Raw genomic sequence first — 18,951 nt, 5'->3', positions numbered from 1 at the left:
CAACATCGGCGATTCACAAAACTGTCAGCGGGCTGTAACAGGCGCCCCGGAGAACACCGCATCGTTTGTCCTTTGGGAGATCAACCATGCGCCTGTCACTGCTCTGTTCCGTCGCCTCGATCCTGCTCGCCGCACCGGCGTTCGCGCAGGGCGAAGGCGAATTCCCGGCGACGCTGGCGGGTCACGCCGTGATGCCGGCCGAGAGCTTCATCGACGCCCCCGCCGATGCGCCGGCCGATCTGAAGACCTCGGGCAAATACACCACCGGCAAGCGCGTCGACGCCATCGGCACTGTGATGGGCAAGTCCTACGAGCGGCCGACCGGCGTGTCGCTGCCGTTCAAGGGCCAGCCGCTGCAGGGCCATTCCGGCATCAAGGCAATGCCCGACGGCACGTTCTGGGTGATCACCGACAACGGCATGGGCTCGCGCTACAACTCGGCGGACTCGATGCTGTATCTGAACCGCTACAAGATGGACTGGGCCGGCGGCAAGATCGAGCGGCAGGAGACCGTGTTCCTGCACGATCCCGACAAGAAGGTGCCGTTCCGCATCGTGCATGAGGACACTGCCAAGCGTTATCTCACCGGCGCCGACTTCGACACCGAGGGCTTCCAGATCATCAACGACACGTTCTGGATCGGCGACGAGTTCGGGCCCTACATCCTCAAGGCCGACAAGACCGGCAAGATCCTCGCCGTGTTCGAGACCGTCGCCGACGGCAAGCCGGTGCGCTCGCCGGATCACTGGGCGGTGCAGTCGCCCGGCGCGCCCGGCGCCACCTACACCAACGTCAATCTGCGCCGCTCCAAGGGTTTTGAGGGCTTTGCCTCTTCCAAGGACGGCAAGTTCCTGTACGGCCTGCTCGAAGGACCGCTGTGGGATGCCGACAAGAAGGATTGGGAGAAGGTCGACGGCAAGGAAGCCTCGCGCATCCTCGAATTCGACGTCGCGGCGGAGAAGTTCACCGGGCGCTACTGGCAATATGTGTTCGAGCAGAACGGCAATGCGATCGGCGACTTCAACATGATCGACCCGACCCAGGGCCTCGTGATCGAGCGCGACAATGGCGAAGGCACCGCCGACAAGGCCTGCCCGCAAGGCCAGCGCGGCGAGAACTGCTTCCCCGATCTCGCCAGGTTCAAGCGCGTCTACAAGATCGAGCTGTCGGATGCCAATATCGGCAAGCCGGTGCGCAAGGTCGCCTATATCGACCTGATGAAGATCCGCGATCCGAACAAGAAGGCCCGCAAGCCGCTCAACGACGGCGTCTACACTTTCCCGTTCTTCACCATCGAGAACGTCGATCGGGTCGACGACACCCACATCATCGTCGGCAACGACAACAACCTGCCGTTCTCCTCGAGCCGCGATCCGAACAAGGCCGATGACGACGAGTTCGTGCTGCTCGAGGTCGGCGACTTCCTGAAGGCGAAGTGAGGCGGTCACACTCGCCGCATACACGCCTGTCGTCGCCCGGCTCGCCCGGGCGACCCAGTATTCCAGAGGCGTTCGAGTTCAACTGATAGGCCGCGGCGTACTGGATGCCCCGCTCAAGGCGGGGCATGACAGTGCGTATGCGAAGGCTGGTCCGGTCCTCCTGCGCCGGTGGCCGCGCGAGCCGTCAGACCAAACCAATCCGAAGGTTGTCTCACAATTGCACTTCTAGCAACGCGCTAGATGATGATAGCCTTCGCCGATACTGAATCGCTGCGGGGCAAATCATGGGCGAAAAATCCATTTTGACGTACATTGAGGCGCTGATCGCCGCGGGCTTCATTGCATACCTGGCCTGGGACCAAAGCTGGGGCCTGCCCCCGCCATGCGTCGCCTTGATGCTCGGCGTGATCGTTTACCTTGCCTATTTGTGCCTGATGCGATGGTTGGTGCGGCTTCATCAGAACACCTATCAGGTCGTGGCCACGATGCTGGCCCTTGCTTGGGCCGTACTGGCCTATTTCGCAACGGGGGCGCTGCAAGCGGGATTCGCCAACCAGATACCCGCCTCGCTGCTGATGTATCTGTGGCCGTGGATCGCGGCGATCGTAGCTTTCCTCGCAGCACTCGCCAGCAAGGTGCGCTTCATGGACGATGTTCGCGCACATGCCCTCGACCGTCGCGCGCGCTGGAACGATCAGCAATGGCTCGAGGAGAGCGCCGGCTTCTAACCGGCGCTCTCGCACGCATCGGCGGCAATCAGCGGCGGCCGACGCAGGTCAGCCCGCCGGCACCATCACGACGCCCTTGTCCTTCGGCCAGCGCATCCGCCAGGCGAAATTGATGTCTTTGATCTCGCCGGGCTTGGCCTCGAACGCCCATTCCAGCACGCCGCGCCTGTCGCGCAGATTGGTGGTGGTCGCAGGCGTCGAGGAGGGCAGCATCTCGACCACGATGTCGTCGTTCTCGCTGACCGGGAGCTGATCCTGGATCGCGACCTTGATCGGGAAGTCGTGGCCGTTGCGCACCGTGGTCTTGAACGCACGCTCGTCGGTCTTCGACGTGGTCACGATCAGGCCGGCCGAGCCTTCGTTGCGCTTCACCACCGTGCGCTCGATCTTGACCTTGTCGTCGGCGCCGAAGCCGAGCCGCACGGTCTCGTCCTTGGCGGCCGTCACCATCCGGCTGCGGCCGACGAAGATGCCGTCGCGGTAGATCGAGACCTGCCCCGGCAGCAGAGGCGCGTCGTCGGCCTGCACGAAGCTCGCTTCCAGGAACGCGGTCGGATCGAGCACGGGGACGGCGCGGACCGCGAGATCGGGGGTGATCGTCGCCGTCGCGATGCGCAGGCTCTTGGCGCCTTCATTGGCTGAAACGCTGACGCGGCCGGGGATCTTGAAGGAGGCCTGGAAGGCGCCGATTTCCGCCGTCGCCTCTTGTTCCCCAAAGGTCGACCCGCCATTGAAGCGGAATTGCTGGACCATATCGGCCTGCGGCGCAGGCGCCACGGCCTCACGCGACCGTATGCTGGCCGACGGCAGCGGCCGCGGCGGCTGCGGGTATTGCACGAGCAGTGAATTGAGCTCGGGCGCGTTGCCGCCCCGCGCAACCCGCACGGTGGAGACCGCAAGCGCCACATTCGACCAGTCCTCGCCGGTCGACTGGGTGATCTCGGCGCGACGCACCAGCTCGATCGCAGGCTTGCGGTCCTTGGTGCCGGTATCGAGACGGGCGTCGTAAATCGGCATCCAGCGCGCATTCCGCACCGCATAGGTCACCCGCAGGGTAGCCTTGGTAGCAGCGGCGGAGGCAAGCTCGATCCGTACCTCGAGGTGGCTCGGCGGCTTGGCACCGCGGTCGGCTTCCAGGCGCGCCAGTTCGCGGTCGATGTCGCGCTGCTTGCGCGTGGCGTCGCGGATCGCGCTGTCGGCGGTTGCGACTTCATCCGCCACCGCAGAGAACGCCGCCCGCCATTCGCTGACCGGGCGTGCCTCGCCCTTCTCGCCGATCCCGACCGGCGCGGCCTCGGCGAAGTGCTCGGCGAATTTGCGCCGCGCCTCGGCCGAGCTGATGATCCCCTGCAAATCCTCGCGCTGATCCCTCAGCGCCTCGATCCGCTTGTCGATGTCGGGCAGGTTGACCGGCGGCACCAGGTGCGGCGGCCGCGCGTCGATGGCACCGATCGTCAGCTTGGCGCCGGCATCGCCCTCGACCCGGAGCGAGGATGGATCGAGCCCCATCGGGAAATCCTTCGCGATGAGCGTGTTGTCTCCGGCTGGCAGATCCAGCGTGATGACGCGGGTAACGCTCGCGCCATCCGGATAGACGGTGACGGCGTCGACCTGCGACGCTGTATCGAGATCGGCCGCGTGGAGCGGCCCGACAACCAGCGCGCCCGCCAGCACCAGGCTGGTGGTCACAAGACAATTCGCAGTCCTTCGCATCACATCCCTCCGGGAAAACGCCGCATCGCGTGAGATGAACGGTGCGCCAAACGCGAAGGCGCGCCGCTTCTCGTGGTGAGACGCAACAAGGAAGAGACTGGTTCGATTGAGGTTTCCGTGCGGCGCGAGCATGGCGCCGCCGCGGCTGCCAGATGGCGCGGCGATGTTTTCGGGCGCTAGTGATCCGATCTGCGCCTAATGAACAGGTAATTCGGCACGAAGCCGGCAATGGTGATCGCGATCATGATCCACCAGCCGCGCTGGAATGCCGCGATCCTGTCAGCCATCGTGGCCGGCGTAGCCAGGATCGCGACAAAGATCGCGACGCCGATCGCAAGCATAGCCTGCCGGATCATGTTGATGACGCCGGAGCCGGTCGCGAACGACGACGGCGGCAGCGAGCCGGCGCCGACGCCCATCAGGGTCGGAAAGGTCAGCCCGACGCCGACACCCGTGAGCATCATACCCGCCACAAAAGCAGGCATGTCGGGGTCTGCACCAAGCCACGTTGCCCAGATCATAAGGCCGGCCGCGAACGACATGATGCCGACCGACACGACGGCGGCCGCACCAAATCGCGCGATCAGGCGACCGGCGAACAACAGAGACGTGAACGGAACAAGCAGCGGACCCGGCGCGATCGCAAGGCCGGTCTTGAGCGCCGACCACCCCCACACGGTTTGCTCCCACAGCGCCACCGACAACAGCATCGCGCCGAATGCCGCGGAGTAAGGCGCCATGACCAGCGTCGCACCGGTGAACGGCCTGACCGTAAACAGTGCGGGATCGACGAACGGGTTCTTCGAACGGAGACAGTGCCACGCGAACGCGGCGAGCGAGAGGCCCGCGACGGCAAAGCCGAGCACGACGCCTCGCGAGCTCCATCCCCAGTCATTCGCCTTCACGATGGCGAATGTCAGCGCGCCGATGCCGGAGGTCACCAGCAGCGCCGCCCACCAGCTCGGACGCGGCACGTCGTGGCCGGGCACTTCGGGCAGTTTGAGCCAGCCGATGATCAGTGCGACGACGCCGATCGGAACATTGACGATGAAGATCCAGCGCCAGTCGAAGGTGACCAGCACGCCGCCTGCCAGCGGCCCGAGCGCGGCCGCAAGTCCGCCGATCGCGGTCCAGGTCCGCACCGCACCTGCCCGCTGGTCGGGCGGAAACGACGCCAGGAGCAGGCCGATCGAGGTCGGAGTCATCAACGCGGCACCGGCGGCCTGCGCGACGCGGGCAACGACCAGCAATTCGACGTTAAGCGCGAGCGCACAGGCCGCCGACGCCGCCGTGAACAGCGCAACGCCGAGCAGAAAGCTCAGATTGCGGCTGTGGCGCTCCGCCAGACGGCCGAAAAACACCAGGAGCGCCGCATAGACGATCGCATAGCCGTTGAGGATCCAGGACAGATCCTCGAGCGAGGCGCCGCGGAATTCCTGCGCGATGATCGGCAGCCCGACATTGACGATGAACAAATCGAGATTTGCGAGGCAGATGCCGACCGATACGATCGCGAGGACCAGACGCGGTGAGGCCGTTGCAACCCGAACCCGCGGCCGCGCGTCAGTTGCGGTAGCCGGCCCGATCGTCTCCGCCTCGATCTCCGACATCGCATCCCCCGTATAAGTGCATATGCATCTATTGCTATTAGGTGCATATGCATGTATATGTCAAGCGTATTGGAGGCGGTGATGGCGAAGATCGAAACCAGTCGGTGTAATCTCACGGCATTGCGCAAGGCGACGCGGCGGGTGTCGCAGCTTTACGATCAGATCCTTGCGACGTCAGGGCTGCGCGGCACGCAACGGGCCATTCTGGCCTATGTCAAACGCTCGGGCTCGCCGACGATGGGGGAACTCGCCGCAGCGCTGGTGCTTGATCGCACCGCGCTCAATCACAACCTCAAGCCGCTGGAGCGCGACGGCCTTTTGACCATCACCGTCGACAAGAATGACCGCCGCAGCCGGCTGGTGCGGCTGACCAAACGCGGCGAAGCGCGGCTCGATGAGTCGCGGTCCGCCTGGCTCGAGGCGCAGGAGCGCTTCGAGACGGCGTTTGGCGCCGGGCAGGCCGCAGATCTCAGGCAGACGCTCGAACTGGTCGCTGCGCTCGAATTCGGTGAGCGCGCGGCGGATCTGCCGGCGGCTTGATCGACTTCAAGTGAAAAGCGGCCCGGCGTTACCGCCGGACCGCTCGTTCTCATGCAATCAGTATTGATCGCGCTCAGCTATAGATCTCGAACAGGCCGGCGCCGCCCTGACCACCGCCGATGCACATGGTCACGACGCCCCACTTGGCCTTGCGGCGGCGGCCTTCCTGCAAGAGGTGGCCGGTGAGCCGGGCGCCGGTCATGCCGAACGGATGGCCGATCGCGATCGAGCCGCCGTTGACATTGTACTTCTCGGGATCGATGCCGAGTTGGTCGCGCGAGTAAAGGCACTGGCTGGCGAACGCCTCGTTGAGCTCCCAGAGATCGATGTCGTCGATCTTCAGGCCGTGACGCTTCAACAGCTTCGGCACCGCGAACACTGGGCCGATGCCCATCTCGTCGGGTTCGCAGCCGGCCGAGGCCCATGCCACGAAGCGACCGAGCGGATTGAGGCCGCGCTTCTCTGCGTCCTTGGCCTCCATCAGCACCACGGCAGCGGCGCCGTCCGAGAGCTGGCTGGCATTGCCGGCGGTGACGAACTTGCCCGGGCCCTTGACCGGCTCGAGCTTGGCAAGACCTTCCAGCGTGGTCTCGGGGCGATTGCATTCGTCACGATCGACCACGTAGTCGACGATCGTCTCGGCCTTGGTCGCCTTGTCGACCACCTTCATCTTGGTCTTCATCGGGACGATTTCGTCCTTGAACTTGTTGGCCTGCTGCGCGGCGGCCATGCGGCGCTGCGACTCCAGCGAATACTCGTCCTGGTATTCGCGGCTGAGCTTGTAGCGCTCGGCGACGATGTCGGCGGTATCGATCATCGCCATGAAGATGTCGGGCGCGGTCTTGAGCAGGTCCGGATCGATCGATTCCTTCGGCGAGCCGCCGCCGGGAATCGAGATGCTCTCGACGCCACCGGCGACGATGCAATCAGAACCATCTGAACGAATCGAGTTCGCGGCCATCGCGATGGTCTGCAGGCCCGACGAGCAGAAGCGGTTCACCGAGACGCCGGCGGTCGACTTCGGCAGGCCGGCGAGCAGCGCGGCCTGGCGGCCGATGTTCGGCGCGCCATGCGCGCAATTGCCGAGATAGCAGTCCTCGACATATTCCTTGTCGACGCCGGCGCGGTCGACCGCGTGCTTGATGGCGTGCGCGGCGAGTGACATCGGCGGGGTGATGTTGAATCCGCCACGGCCGGACTTCGCCAGGCCGGTGCGCGCATAGGAAACGATTACGGCTTCACGCATTGTTTTCTCCCTCTGAGATGACGGTCATTGTGGCGTGTCGTGGCCCGTTCGTACACATTTTTCGGCGGGCGCAACAGCAATACCGGAGGCCCCGGAACGCCAAACGCCGCCTCCGGGGCCGGAGACGGCGTCATGTTCCGCAGATCGGAATTTGAATGCATTTGAACGGCAACTTCCCTCGTCATGCCCGGCACGTCCCGGACGACGAAGGGCCGCTCAAACAGCGTTTAAAACGTGAGCGCTTTGGCCTGCTTCACCTGCGGCAGCGCCTGCACCTTGGCGAGCAGCTCCGCCGGCACCGCGCCGTCGACCTCGACCAGCGCAATGGCGTCGCCGCCCTGCTTGACGCGGCCGAGATGGAAGGTCGCGATATTGATTTTCGCATCACCCAAGAGGCTCGCGAACGCGCCGATGAAGCCCGGCTTGTCCTCGTTGGTCACGTAGATCATCGACTTGCCGAATTCGGCGTCGACGCGGATGCCCTTGATGTCGACGAGGCGCGGCTTGCCGTCGGCATAGACGGTACCCGACACAGAACGCTCCTGGCGCTCGGTCGCGACTGTGACCGTGATCAGGCTCTCATAGTCGCTCTGCGCTGCGCGGACCACCTCGTCCACCACCATGCCGCGCTCCTTGGCGACGACAGGGGCGGACACCACGTTGACCTCGCCCAGCATCGGGCGCAGCAGGCCCGACAACACCGCCGAGGTGATCGCCTTGATCTTCATCTCGGCGACGTGGCCCTCATAGGTGATCGTGGTCTTGAGGATGCCGCTCTCGGTGAGCTGGCCGGCGAACGAACCGAGCTTCTCGGCGAGCTCGATGAATGGCTTCAGCTTCGGCGCCTCTTCCGCCGTGATCGAGGGGAAGTTGACCGCGTTCGAGATCGCGCCCGACAGCAGATAATCCGACATCTGCTCGGCGACCTGCAGCGCGACGTTCTCCTGCGCCTCGGTGGTGGAGGCGCCGAGATGCGGGGTGCAGATCACGTTGGGATGACCGAACAAGACGTTCGTCGTCGCCGGCTCCTCGACAAACACGTCGAACGCGGCGCCCGCGACATGCTTGGAATTCAGCGCATCGACCAGCGCCTGCTCGTCGACTAGGCCGCCGCGGGCGCAGTTGATGATGCGGACGCCCTTCTTCATCTTGGCGATCGCAGCCGCGTCGATCAGGTTGCGGGTCTTCTCGGTCAGCGGCGTGTGCAGCGTGATGAAGTCGGCGCGCTTGAGCAGGTCATCCAGCTCGACCTTCTCTACGCCGATGTCCTTGGCGCGCTCCGGCGACAGGAACGGATCGAACGCGATCACCTTCATGCGCAGGCCGAGCGCGCGGTCGGCGACGATCGAGCCGATATTTCCGCAGCCGATCACGCCCAGCGTCTTGGCGGTGATCTCGACGCCCATGAAGCGGTTCTTCTCCCACTTGCCGGCCTGGGTCGAGGCGTCGGCCTGCGGGATCTCGCGCGCCAGCGCCAGCATCAGCGTGATCGCATGTTCGGCGGTCGTGATCGAATTGCCGAACGGCGTGTTCATCACGATGATGCCCTTGGCGGTCGCCGCGGGAATCTCGACATTGTCGACGCCGATGCCGGCGCGGCCGATCACCTTCAGCTTCGTCGCCTTCTCGATGATCTTGGCGGTCGCCTTGGTGGCCGAGCGGATCGCGAGGCCATCATAATTGCCGATGATCTCGGCGAGCTTGTCCTTGTCCTTGCCGAGGTTGGGCTGGAAGTCGACCTCGACGCCGCGATCCTTGAAGATCTGCACGGCGGCGGGCGACAGCGCGTCGGAAATCAGAACTTTGGGTTTTGTCATCGGAATGATCCGTTGCTGAACGATGCGTTTGAATACACGACGGCCGCGGGCACGAAGCCCGCCCGGCCACTCTGCGCGATAGATGGCCGGGTGGAGCCCGGCCATAACGATGATGAGTTACGCGAAGCGGCTTGGGCCGCCTCTTTAGGCAGCCTTGTTATGCAGCCTTGGGCAGCGCTGCCTTGGTCTCGGCGAAGGCCCAGTCGATCCACTGCGTCAGCAACTCGACATCCTTGGCCTCGACGGTGGCGCCGCACCAGATCCGCAGGCCCGCCGGCGCATCGCGGTAGTACGCGAAGTCGAAGCCGGCGTTCTCCTTCTCCACCAGCGCGACCAGCTTCTTGCAGAAGTCGGCCTGCGCGTCAGCGGGAAGCGAGGTAATCGCGGGATCGGTGAACTTCAGGCACACCGAGGTGTTGGAGCGGATCGCGGGATCCTTGGCCAGGAAGTCGATCCAGGGCGTCCGCGCCTTCCAGTCGGCGAGCGCCTTGGTGTTGGCGTCGGCGCGCGCGATCAGGGCCTTCAGGCCGCCGATCGACTTCGCCCAATGCAGCGCGTCGAGATAATCCTCGACGCAGAGCATCGACGGCGTGTTGATGGTCTCGCCCTCGAAGATGCCCTGATTGAGCTTGCCGCCCTTGGTGAGGCGGAAGATCTTCGGCAGCGGCCAGGCCGGCTTGTAGGTCTCGAGCCGTTCGACCGCGCGCGGCGACAGGATCAGCATGCCGTGCGCCGCTTCACCGCCGAGCGCCTTCTGCCAGGAGAAGGTGACGACGTCGAGCTTGGCGAAATCGAGCGGCTGCGCGAAGGCGGCCGAGGTCGCGTCGCAGATCGTGAGGCCTTCACGGGTTGCGCTGATCCAGTCGGCGTTCGGCACGCGCACGCCCGAGGTGGTGCCGTTCCAGGTGAAGACGACGTCCGACGCCGGATCGACCTTGGAGAGATCGGGGATTTCACCGTAAGCCGCGTTCAGCTTGGTGACGTCCTTCAGCTTCAATTCCTTGACGATGTCGCTGACCCAGCCCTCGCCGAAGGATTCCCAGGCGAGCGTGGTGACCGGCCGCGCACCGAGCAGCGACCACAGCGCCATCTCGACCGCGCCGGTGTCCGACGCCGGCACGATGCCGATCTTGTAGTCCGCGGGCACCTCAAGCACTTCGCGCGTCAGTTCGATCGCGAGCTTGAGCTTGGCCTTGCCGACCTTCGCACGATGCGAGCGGCCGAGGGCGGCGTCCTTGAGATTGTCGGGGTTCCAGCCGGGGCGCTTGGCGCAGGGGCCGGAGGAGAAATGCGGCACGTTGGGCCGCGAAGCGGGCTTCGCTGCAGTCATAATCTACCCTTCCAGATAGCTGCCTCTCGGTGGGGAGAGGTTTCCCGCGGTCGGAGATAGTGGAAGGGTGCCCAAACGTCAAGGAAGTTCAGACTTTTCCGGAACAATCGGGAGATCACGGCTGATTGATGGGGCGTCCTCGACCTGCTGCAACGTCTCCTGATCGAGCAGATCTGCCGCCAGAGTCATGATCTTAACTGCCTTGCGCCGGCTCGATATTTTCAAAATGCTCTTGTCGCCGGCCTGCACGATGTACTCGTTGCCGACCCGCACGATCGAATAATCCGACATCCCAATCCCCAGTTGCCCGCCGCCCCGTGGGAGACGCCGGACATACCGGACTCGTTCCGACCCGTAAAATCACCGAGGCCGGCTTAGTTTATTGGCTGTTAACCGGATAGCCGAGCAGCGGCTACCGCAGGCATTGCCCTGCGTGCGGCACAACTTCGATCGCGTAGCTCAAAAGCGGAGCGTCATGCCGAGATGACTGCGCGCGAATCCAAGCCGTTCATAGAAGCGCTGCGCGTCGACACGGGTGTGATGCGTCAGCAGCTCGACCAGCGTGCAGCCTTGCGCGCGCGCCTCGGTCACCGCCCACTGCACCAACAGCTCGCCGATGCCGCGGCTGCGGCAATACTTTGCAACGCGGACGTCCTCAAGCAGGCCACGCGAAGAGCCCTGCGAGCTGATCCCCGGCAGCACCGCGAGTTGCAGGCAGCCGACGACGGCGCCCTCGCCGTCGACGGCCACCACGAGCTGCAGGTTCGCATCACGCTCGACCCGCGCGAAGGCTTCGTAATAGCTCTGCGGCAACGGATCTTCGATCCGCTCGCGCGCGCTGCCGAGTGGATCGTCCGCCAGCATGCCGACGATGGCGGCGACATCCTCGCGCCGCGCGCGACGGATCGTGATGCGTGAGGCTTCAGTCATGGCGGCGTTCACCCGAGGTCAGCGGACCGGCGGCAGCGCGAGCACGTGCTCGGCATCGGCGATCCAGCGGCGGATCATCGGATAGCGCGCGAGTGCGAGGCCGCCGTCCTCCGCCATGCGCGTATAGGCGAGCAACGACACGTCGGCGAGCGAGAATGCATCGCCGACCAGGAATTGCGTGCCTGCCAGGTGCCGCTCCAGGTGATCGAGCGCGACATAGCCGCGCTTGATCAGGTTCGGATCGATCTCGGAAACCGCCTTGCCGAGATACACGGTCTGGAAGCGGCAGACGGCGACATATGGCTCATGGCTGTTCTGCTCCCAGAACATCCAGGCATCCATCTGCGCCGCGCGATAGGGATCGCCGGGAATCAGGTCGCTGCCGCGCGCGAGGTAGCGGATGATGGCGTTGGATTGCGCGAGCGTGCGGCCGTCATCCAGCTCGACCGTCGGCACCTGGCCCCAGCCGTTCAGCTTGAGGAAGTCCGCCGTCCGGCTGCCGCCCTTCATGGTGTCGATCTCGACCCATGTGTAGGGCAGCGCCAGCTTGTCGCAGACCCATTTCACCTTCAGGCAATTGCCTGAATTGGCGTCGCCGTGGATTTTCATGTGAGGTCGCTCCGCTTGCGGAGCAACATCGGATCAGCCGCACATTGCGGTGTCAAGCGACGCTGCGCTGGTCAGAACTTGTAGCCGATGGCCGCACGCACGCTGTTCTGTGTGACCGACGTGTTCTTGACCGGCATGAACTTGACGTATTCCCACTCGCCGCGCAGGAAAACACAGTTCCACAGCATGTATTCCAGGCCGAGACCAGCGGTCCAGCCGGCAACGTAAGCGTCCGTTTTCGCATCCGTCGCGGTTTGCGCAAACTGCGGAAGTGCAAAGTTGGTCGAACTTCCATCGGCAAAGTTGATCGTTCTGTTCACGGAGCTCGTGACCGTGCGCGAAACATCCATTCGGCCGACCGCAAGGCCGCCGAAGATGTAAGGCAGGAAGTCACCGGTTGCCCAACCCGCCCGGCCGCGGAACGTCATCTCGTCCTTGAGCTTCATCGAAGCGCTTCCATTCAACGTCACGCTGTCGGCGGCAGTGGCGCCGACCGGCAGGACCAGGGTCGGTTGTGCGACTTGAATCGGACCCAAACTTCCGGTCGTCGTTGTGGTAAGCCCGGACCAATAGGTATAGTTTGCTTCGACACCGACCACGACGTCGTCATACTGCCAGTTGCGCCCGACAAACGCTCCGAAGCCCGAGCTTTGCGCATTGACCCGACCCAGCAGATTGAACTGGGATGTCGGTCCCTGCAGCGTGGTGTTGCGGAATATCGAATTGGTCAGGGATGCAACGCTACCGCCAAAGTCGGTGTTGATCCATGACTGGCCGACCTGGCCGCCGACATACCAGCCGTCCCAGTTTCTGGTTGGTGCGCTGGAAGCGGGCAGACTGCCGCGAAGGAAATCAGGCATGTCGGCCGCCTGCGCGCCGGTCACCGCCCCGAACATCATCGCCGCCAGCAAGAACCTACGCATCGCAACGCTCCATCCCACTCATCGAATGCGCGTTGATCATCGCCTGTTAACCTTAACCAATCGTTTCGCCGGCGGCTTTCGAGCATGCAAGTTGCAAGAAGCTCGCGACATCACGCGGCAAAGCAAAACGGCGCGGGACGATCCCGCGCCGTTTTCAATCGTTAACCGTGAAGGCTCGAAATTAACCCTTATTAGCCCTTGCGGATCAGCGGGGGCGGCGGCGGCGGGGGCGGCACGTCGCAGCACGGCAGGTTGAAACGCACGCCTAGCTTCACATCCTGCGAGGTGATGTCGCGGTACTGGAAGCTCGAGGGACCGGCCGGCGTGTTGTCGAAGAAGTGACCCTGGCCCTGGCCGGCGGTGCCCATGTCGAGATAGCGATAGGCCAGTTCGACCGTGAAGTTGTTGGTGACCTTGTAGGCGACACCGGCGTGCAGTGCCCAGGCGAAGTTGGTCTTGGTGGCGCCGTCGGCGATGAAGGAGCTGGTCAGGCCCGATCCGCTCGGGAACGTCGCATTGTCGGAGAAGGCCGCGGTCTTGATCACAGCGGCACCGACACCGGCACCGATGAACGGGGTCAAGCAACCCCAGGTGCCGAGATCGGCGTAGACGTTGACGAGGCCGACCCAGCTCTGAATGCCGCCATGATAGGTATCGCCCAGCGAGCTCGGCCCGGGGAACGTGAAGAAGTCGGTGCCGTTGAAGCTCACCTTCGAGCGATACTCACCGGTGACGTCGGCGCGGAACCAGCTGTTGAATTGATAGCCGACGCCGATGCCGTAGAGCATGCCGCCGTCAAAACCGTGGCCATACTGGTTGAAGGCCGTGCCGGCCGGCAGCCTGTCGTAGGCGTTGACGTGCAGCTTGGCCTGGGTGTTGGTCATGCCGATGTCGCCGCGCAGATACCAGCCGCCGAAATCCTGGACCGGCGGGGGTGCATACGCCATCGGGGGCGGCGGCATGATCGGCATGTCGGCAGCGAACGCCGCCGAGGACAGCAGAGATGCCGCGCCTGCGGCAATCAGGGTCTTTACGCTACGCATTGGCTTCGTCCTTTTGGGCCAGTGAGGCGACACAAAGCCCCACGTCTGAAACTCACGGGCGGACGATGCCAGCAAATGTTTAAGCGGCACTTAACCCTAATTTTTAAGGTTGATTTTCTGTCACCTATTTCTGCTCCTGTTGCTTATGGGTCCATAAATACGCGCATGCGGCAGCGAAAGATGGCGATTGCGCCACAGGTGCTAATGAAGCGTTGACGCAGGCGCGCCATTTGCAGCGCACGCAAGCTGCGCCTGTTAGCGAAGGCCCAATGAAGACGCGCCGTACGGCGAGAGCTCAGCGAACGGCCTTCGGCATCTTCGGCAGGAACACCGCGAGCAGGCCGATCGCCGGCAGGAATGCGCAGAGCTGATAGACGAAGGCGATCGAGGTGTGGTCGGCAAGCTTGCCAAGCACCGCGGCGCCCAGCCCGCCGATGCCGAACGCGACGCCGAAGAACACGCCGGAGATCATGCCGAAGCGATGCGGCATCAATTCCTGCGCGAACACGATGATCGCCGACGTCGCCGACGAGATGATCAGGCCGATCACGACCGTCAGCACCGCGCTGGCGAACAGCCCGGCATAGGGCAGCGCCAGCGTGAACGGCAGCGCGCCGAGGATCGAGAACCAGATCACGTATTTGCGGCCGAAGCGATCGCCGAGCGGGCCACCGATGAACGCGCCGGCAGCGTTCGCGGCAAGGAAGATGAACAGATAGAGCTGTGCCGCCTGCGTCGAGACGCCGAACCGGTCGATCAGATAGAAGATGTAATAGCTCGACAGGCTCGAGACATAGAGCTGTTTGGAGAACAGCAGCGCGACCAGCACGACAAGTGCGGTCATCACGCGCCGCCGGTCCGGATGGTCCGGATGCCGCTCGATGGCGGCGGCCTTCTTGCCGGCAATCTGCGGCTTGTACCAGACGCCGATGCGCCAGAGGATCACGATGGCGAGGAAGGCGATCGAGGAGAACCAGGCGATCGAGGGCTGACCGAACGGCACCACGATCAGGGCAGCGAGCACCGGTCCCATCGAGGTGCCGAAACTGCCGCCGAGTTGAAACACCGATTGCGCGAAACCGTAGCGCCCGCCTGACGCCAGCCGCGCGATGCGGGAGGATTCCGGATGGAACACCGCAGACCCGAGCCCGACCAGCGAAGCCGCGATCAGGATCATCCCGTAGGAGTGCGCGACACTGAGCAGCAGCAGCCCGAAAAAGGTGAAGCCCATGCCGATCGAAAGCGAAAACGGCTGCGCCTTCTTGTCGGTGAAGTGCCCGACCAGCGGCTACAGCAGCGAGGCGGTGAACTGGAACGCCAGCGTGATCATGCCGATCTGCGCGAAGTCGAGCGCGTAATTGTCCTTCAGGATCGGATAGACCGACGCGATCAGCGACTGCATCGTGTCGTTGAGGAAGTGCGAGAAGCTGATGCCTGCGAGCACGACATAGGCCGGCCCCGCAGCGGCGGCCGCCTTCGCGGCCTGCGCTGAGCCCAGCTCGGCGACCTGCACCGGTTCACCCAGCGTCTGTTCGCTCACGACGGGTTTGTTCACTGCAGCATTCCCGGATAGTTTCGCAAAAAATACCTCCGCGTCGTACGACGCGGAGGCAGCCGGGACCAGTTGCGCTAGCCGATGGCAGCGATGCGCCGTGTAGTAGCTGCCCGGCGATCGAACTCTCAGCCCGTCATCGTGAGGAGCCTGCGCAGCAGGCGTCTCGAAGGATGAATCGGCCACCTGCCGGGCCGTGCATCCTTCGAGACGCGCGCCAAAGCGCGCTGCTCAGGATGACGGATCGGCAAGCCTCTATATGGGAGAATTAGCTGCCCTTAAGCCGCCGCCGCGTGGCCGAGTGCGCTGACGATGTTGTCGACGACCTCTTCCACCAGGATGCGGTCATCGCCCTCGCCCATCACACGGATCACCGGCTCGGTGCCGGAGGGGCGGATCAGCAGGCGGCCATGACCGTTGAGGCGCTTCTCGCCGTCGGTGATCGCGGACTTGACCTCGGCGTCGTCGAGCGGCTTGCCGCTGCGATAGCGCACGTTCTTCAGAATTTGGGGCAATGGATCAAAGCGCCGGCAGATCTCCGACACCGGGCGGCGCAGCTTCTGCACCACGGCCAGCACCTGCAGCGCGGCGACGAAGCCGTCGCCGGTGGTCGAATAGTCCGACATGATGATATGGCCCGACGGCTCGCCGCCGAGATTGTAGCCGCCGCTCAGCATCTGCTCGAGCACATAGCGGTCGCCGACCGGGGTGCGGACCATCGAAAGCCCGTGGCCCTGCAGGAAGCGCTCCAGCCCGAGATTGGACATCACTGTCGTGACGATGCCGGGCTTGGCGAGGCGCCCCTCTTCCTTCCAGCTCTGCGCGATCACCGCGAGCAGCTGGTCGCCGTCGACGATGTGGCCACGCTCGTCCACCAGGATGACGCGATCGGCATCGCCATCGAGCGCGATGCCGATATCGGCGCGCATCTCGCGCACCTTCCTCGACAGCGCCTCCGGCGAGGTCGAGCCGCATTCCTTGTTGATGTTGAAGCCGTCGGGCTCGACCCCGATCGGCACCACGTCGGCGCCGAGCTCCCACAGCGCTTCCGGCACCACCTTGTAGGCGGCGCCGTTGGCGCAATCGACCACGACGCGCAAGCCGTCGAGCGAGAGGTCGCGCGGCAAAGTGCGCTTGGCGAATTCGATGTAGCGGTCGTGGACGCCATCGATGCGGCGGGCGCGGCCGAGGCTCGCGCTCTGCGCCAGGCGGCGGTCGAGCGATTCATCCAGCAACTGCTCGATCTGCTTCTCGACGTCGTCGGACAGCTTGAAGCCCTGCGGGCCGAACAGCTTGATGCCGTTGTCCTCGAAAAGATTGTGCGACGCCGAGATCATCACGCCGAGATCGGCGCGCATCGACTTGGTGAGCATCGCGATCGCCGGCGTCGGCATCGGGCCGACCAGCAGCACGTCCATACCGACCGAGGTAAAGCCCGCGACCATGGCGTATTCGATCATGTAGCCGGACAGCCGCGTGTCCTTGCCGATCACGACGCGATGGCGATGGTCGCCACGCTGAAATACCAATCCTGCGGCCTGCCCCACCTTGAGCGCGAGCTCCGGCGTGATCAGTCCATTGGCGCGGCCCCGAATCCCATCGGTCCCGAAATATTTGCGGCTCATGTAACCCCCAACACGGACCCCTCGAACCATCCGGCGAGAGAGCCCCGAACGCCCACCAGTCTAGCGTGCATCGGCCTTATAGACTGTCAGGCGCTAAGATGACTTCAAAAAATATGATGAATCATTACCATGGCCGAACCACATTCTTCAGCCTTAAGACGCTGAAAAATATAACATTCCTGTCGTTAAGACAATCCCCGGGGACGCGCGCTGTCCCCTACCCTTTGCCGTTGCGCTTGACGTGCTGGTCGCCCTTGGTGGGGGCCGGCTGGGTGACATTGACGGGATCGGAACCGGGAAACGTCTCCTCCAGGCCCTCTTCCAGGGCCTCGTCGAGCCGGCGCTTTTCGGTATTGTCGTCCGGCTTCGGCTTGGAGCCTGATTGCGTCATCGTGCTCTCCCATCCGTCTTCGATTTGGCGGGCCCTTCAACCATGCTAGATGACGGCAAGACCGAACATCTGCAAGAACTCGCTATCTCAGAACTTGCGACATAGAAGAAGGCCGGAAACGTCCATGAAGCACATTACCTGCATCGAAGACCTGCGCCAGCTGCACAAGCGCCGGGTGCCGAAGGCGTTTTTCGATTATGCGGACCGCGGCTCCTATACCGAGGACACGCTGCGCGCCAACTCCGAGGACCTGCAGCAGATCAAGTTCCGCCAGCGCATCCTGGTCGATGTGTCCAAGCGCAGCCTCGCGACCACGATCCTGGGCGAACCGGCCGCGATGCCGCTGATCCTGGCCCCTGTCGGCCTGCTCGGCATGCAGCATGGTGACGGCGAGATCTACGCCTGCCGCGCGGCGCAGGCGGCCGGCATCCCGTTCACCCAGAGCACGATGTCGATCTGCTCGATCGAAGACATCGCCGCTAGCGTCGACAAGCCGTTCTGGTTCCAGCTCTACGTCATGAAGGACCGCGGCTTCATCAAATCGCTGATCGAGCGCGCGATCGCGGCGAAATGCTCGGCGCTGGTGTTGACCGTCGACCTGCAGGTGATCGGCCAGCGCCACCAGGACATCAAGAACGGCATGACGGTGCCGCCGGAATGGTCGCTGTCGAAGCTGATCGACTTCGCAACCAAGCCCGCCTGGGTGTCGGGCGTGCTGCAAGGCAAGCGCCGCACCTTCGGCAACATCGCCGGTCACGTCAAAGGCACGGAGGATCTCACCAAGCTATCGGAATGGACCGCCTCGCAGTTCGACACCTCGTTGAGCTGGAAGGACATCGACTGGATCCGCAGCATCTGGCCGGGTAAGCTGATCCTCAAAGGGATTCTCGATGTCGAGGACGCCGAGCTCGCCGCCAAGACCGGCGCGCAGGCGATCGTGGTCTCCAACCATGGCGGCCGCCAGCTCGACGGCGCACCGTCCTCGATCGAGGTGCTGCCGGAGATCGTCGACGAGGTCGGATCACAGCTCGAGATCATGTTCGACGGCGGCATCCGCACCGGCATGGACATCATGCGCGCGCTCGCGCTCGGCGCGAAGTCCTGCATGATCGGCCGCGCCTATGCCTACGGCCTCGGCGCCGGCGGCCAGGCCGGCGTCGCCAAGGCGCTCGACATTTTGGGCAAGGAGCTCACCACCACCATGGGGCTGTGTGGCGTCAACACCATCGCCGAGATCGACGACAAGGTGCTGGCGGTTTGAGGCGATCGTAGCCACAAACTCGTCGTCGTCCCGGCGAAGGCCGGGACCATCACCACAGCCGCGCGAGATTTGAACGCGGCTGTGGCCACAGCCTTTCTCAACAATCGTCATCGGTGGTTATGGATCCCGGCCTTCGCCGGGACGACAGCGGAGCCTGCGGATCGAGATCCCCCGATGCGCAATTGCGCATCTGA

The 18,951-nt window shown here is 64.0% G+C and carries 16 protein-coding genes and 1 pseudogene; 4 read left to right on the top strand and 13 right to left on the bottom strand.

The features are described 5' to 3' along the window. Positions 1–86 precede the first annotated feature (86 nt). Together ACTUWL_RS21855 and ACTUWL_RS21850 are read left to right on the top strand one after the other, a co-directional pair. Positions 87–1,439: an esterase-like activity of phytase family protein gene (locus ACTUWL_RS21855; RefSeq protein ID WP_021080663.1), complete on the top strand. Its 1,353-nt coding sequence runs from the start codon at positions 87–89 to the stop codon at positions 1,437–1,439. Between the two features lie 284 nt (positions 1,440–1,723). Then, complete coding sequence (locus tag ACTUWL_RS21850; RefSeq protein ID WP_021080664.1) at positions 1,724–2,167, top strand: hypothetical protein; 444 nt, start codon at positions 1,724–1,726, stop codon at positions 2,165–2,167. Positions 2,168–2,215: 48 nt separating this feature from the next. Here ACTUWL_RS21850 and ACTUWL_RS21845 read toward each other — a convergent pair whose 3' ends face one another. Together ACTUWL_RS21845 and ACTUWL_RS21840 are read right to left on the bottom strand one after the other, a co-directional pair. Next, positions 2,216–3,880 carry a mucoidy inhibitor MuiA family protein gene (locus ACTUWL_RS21845; protein WP_021080665.1) on the bottom strand — a complete coding sequence of 555 codons (1,665 nt, stop codon included), beginning with the start codon at positions 3,878–3,880 and terminating at the stop codon, positions 2,216–2,218. A gap of 176 nt (positions 3,881–4,056) precedes the next feature. Then, complete coding sequence (locus ACTUWL_RS21840; RefSeq protein ID WP_021080666.1) at positions 4,057–5,490, bottom strand: MFS transporter; 1,434 nt, start codon at positions 5,488–5,490, stop codon at positions 4,057–4,059. 81 nt (positions 5,491–5,571) lie between these two features. On the opposite strand from ACTUWL_RS21840, the gene ACTUWL_RS21835 reads away from it, so the two are divergent. Further along, positions 5,572–6,030, top strand: coding sequence for a MarR family winged helix-turn-helix transcriptional regulator (locus tag ACTUWL_RS21835; protein ID WP_021080667.1), 459 nt, complete (start codon positions 5,572–5,574; stop codon positions 6,028–6,030). 73 nt (positions 6,031–6,103) lie between these two features. On the opposite strand, the gene ACTUWL_RS21830 is transcribed toward ACTUWL_RS21835, so the two are convergent. The 11 genes and pseudogenes from ACTUWL_RS21830 to ACTUWL_RS21780 all read right to left on the bottom strand — a co-directional run bounded on the left by ACTUWL_RS21830 (position 6,104) and on the right by ACTUWL_RS21780 (position 17,496). Next, positions 6,104–7,276, bottom strand: a complete 1,173-nt coding sequence (locus ACTUWL_RS21830) for a thiolase family protein (RefSeq protein ID WP_021080668.1) — start codon at positions 7,274–7,276, stop codon at positions 6,104–6,106. A 227-nt stretch (positions 7,277–7,503) separates the two neighbouring features. After that, the gene (serA, locus tag ACTUWL_RS21825) at positions 7,504–9,093 is read right to left on the bottom strand and encodes a phosphoglycerate dehydrogenase (RefSeq protein ID WP_021080669.1); all 1,590 of its coding nucleotides are present in this window, start codon (positions 9,091–9,093) and stop codon (positions 7,504–7,506) included. 157 nt (positions 9,094–9,250) lie between these two features. Continuing rightward, positions 9,251–10,423, bottom strand: a complete 1,173-nt coding sequence (locus ACTUWL_RS21820; RefSeq protein ID WP_021080670.1) for a phosphoserine transaminase — start codon at positions 10,421–10,423, stop codon at positions 9,251–9,253. 78 nt (positions 10,424–10,501) lie between these two features. After that, entirely contained in the window at positions 10,502–10,714 is a 213-nt protein-coding gene (locus tag ACTUWL_RS21815; RefSeq protein ID WP_021080671.1) for a hypothetical protein, read from the bottom strand. 168 nt (positions 10,715–10,882) lie between these two features. Further along, on the bottom strand, positions 10,883–11,353 hold the full coding sequence (locus ACTUWL_RS21810) for a GNAT family N-acetyltransferase (protein WP_021080672.1): 471 nt from the start codon (positions 11,351–11,353) through the stop codon (positions 10,883–10,885). Between the two features lie 18 nt (positions 11,354–11,371). Further along, positions 11,372–11,962: a glutathione S-transferase family protein gene (locus tag ACTUWL_RS21805; RefSeq protein WP_021080673.1), complete on the bottom strand. Its 591-nt coding sequence runs from the start codon at positions 11,960–11,962 to the stop codon at positions 11,372–11,374. 71 nt (positions 11,963–12,033) lie between these two features. Beyond that, positions 12,034–12,885 carry an outer membrane protein gene (locus tag ACTUWL_RS21800; protein ID WP_021080674.1) on the bottom strand — a complete coding sequence of 284 codons (852 nt, stop codon included), beginning with the start codon at positions 12,883–12,885 and terminating at the stop codon, positions 12,034–12,036. Positions 12,886–13,076: 191 nt separating this feature from the next. Continuing rightward, a complete protein-coding gene (locus ACTUWL_RS21795; RefSeq protein WP_021080675.1) occupies positions 13,077–13,928 on the bottom strand; it encodes an outer membrane protein in 852 nt (283 codons plus the stop codon). A gap of 295 nt (positions 13,929–14,223) precedes the next feature. Then, positions 14,224–15,483 (bottom strand): annotated as a pseudogene (locus ACTUWL_RS21790) (MFS transporter). Between the two features lie 275 nt (positions 15,484–15,758). After that, a complete protein-coding gene (gene glmM, locus ACTUWL_RS21785) occupies positions 15,759–17,105 on the bottom strand; it encodes a phosphoglucosamine mutase (RefSeq protein ID WP_021080678.1) in 1,347 nt (448 codons plus the stop codon). 217 nt (positions 17,106–17,322) lie between these two features. Further along, a complete protein-coding gene (locus ACTUWL_RS21780) occupies positions 17,323–17,496 on the bottom strand; it encodes a hypothetical protein (protein ID WP_021080679.1) in 174 nt (57 codons plus the stop codon). A gap of 124 nt (positions 17,497–17,620) precedes the next feature. On the opposite strand from ACTUWL_RS21780, the gene ACTUWL_RS21775 reads away from it, so the two are divergent. Next, positions 17,621–18,757 (top strand): alpha-hydroxy acid oxidase, encoded by a 1,137-nt coding sequence (locus ACTUWL_RS21775; protein WP_021080680.1) that lies wholly within the window; start codon positions 17,621–17,623, stop codon positions 18,755–18,757. Positions 18,758–18,951: the final 194 nt, after the last annotated feature.

This window comes from Bradyrhizobium sp. WCU1 (genome assembly GCF_053474805.1).
Note: the sequence above shows the minus strand (reverse complement) of the source record. Positions and strands in the feature narration are given on the sequence as shown.

What these genes read in the sequence shown, in the direction of transcription:
- ACTUWL_RS21855 (WP_021080663.1), top strand. Translation starts at nt 87, where the DNA reads ATGCGCCTGTCACTGCTCTGTTCCGTCGCCTCGATCCTGCTCGCCGCA.
- ACTUWL_RS21850 (WP_021080664.1), top strand. Translation starts at nt 1,724, where the DNA reads ATGGGCGAAAAATCCATTTTGACGTACATTGAGGCGCTGATCGCCGCG.
- ACTUWL_RS21845 (WP_021080665.1), bottom strand. Translation starts at nt 3,880, where the DNA reads ATGCGAAGGACTGCGAATTGTCTTGTGACCACCAGCCTGGTGCTGGCG.
- ACTUWL_RS21840 (WP_021080666.1), bottom strand. Translation starts at nt 5,490, where the DNA reads ATGTCGGAGATCGAGGCGGAGACGATCGGGCCGGCTACCGCAACTGAC.
- ACTUWL_RS21835 (WP_021080667.1), top strand. Translation starts at nt 5,572, where the DNA reads ATGGCGAAGATCGAAACCAGTCGGTGTAATCTCACGGCATTGCGCAAG.
- ACTUWL_RS21830 (WP_021080668.1), bottom strand. Translation starts at nt 7,276, where the DNA reads ATGCGTGAAGCCGTAATCGTTTCCTATGCGCGCACCGGCCTGGCGAAG.
- serA (WP_021080669.1), bottom strand. Translation starts at nt 9,093, where the DNA reads ATGACAAAACCCAAAGTTCTGATTTCCGACGCGCTGTCGCCCGCCGCC.
- ACTUWL_RS21820 (WP_021080670.1), bottom strand. Translation starts at nt 10,423, where the DNA reads ATGACTGCAGCGAAGCCCGCTTCGCGGCCCAACGTGCCGCATTTCTCC.
- ACTUWL_RS21815 (WP_021080671.1), bottom strand. Translation starts at nt 10,714, where the DNA reads ATGTCGGATTATTCGATCGTGCGGGTCGGCAACGAGTACATCGTGCAG.
- ACTUWL_RS21810 (WP_021080672.1), bottom strand. Translation starts at nt 11,353, where the DNA reads ATGACTGAAGCCTCACGCATCACGATCCGTCGCGCGCGGCGCGAGGAT.
- ACTUWL_RS21805 (WP_021080673.1), bottom strand. Translation starts at nt 11,962, where the DNA reads ATGAAAATCCACGGCGACGCCAATTCAGGCAATTGCCTGAAGGTGAAA.
- ACTUWL_RS21800 (WP_021080674.1), bottom strand. Translation starts at nt 12,885, where the DNA reads ATGCGTAGGTTCTTGCTGGCGGCGATGATGTTCGGGGCGGTGACCGGC.
- ACTUWL_RS21795 (WP_021080675.1), bottom strand. Translation starts at nt 13,928, where the DNA reads ATGCGTAGCGTAAAGACCCTGATTGCCGCAGGCGCGGCATCTCTGCTG.
- glmM (WP_021080678.1), bottom strand. Translation starts at nt 17,105, where the DNA reads ATGAGCCGCAAATATTTCGGGACCGATGGGATTCGGGGCCGCGCCAAT.
- ACTUWL_RS21780 (WP_021080679.1), bottom strand. Translation starts at nt 17,496, where the DNA reads ATGACGCAATCAGGCTCCAAGCCGAAGCCGGACGACAATACCGAAAAG.
- ACTUWL_RS21775 (WP_021080680.1), top strand. Translation starts at nt 17,621, where the DNA reads ATGAAGCACATTACCTGCATCGAAGACCTGCGCCAGCTGCACAAGCGC.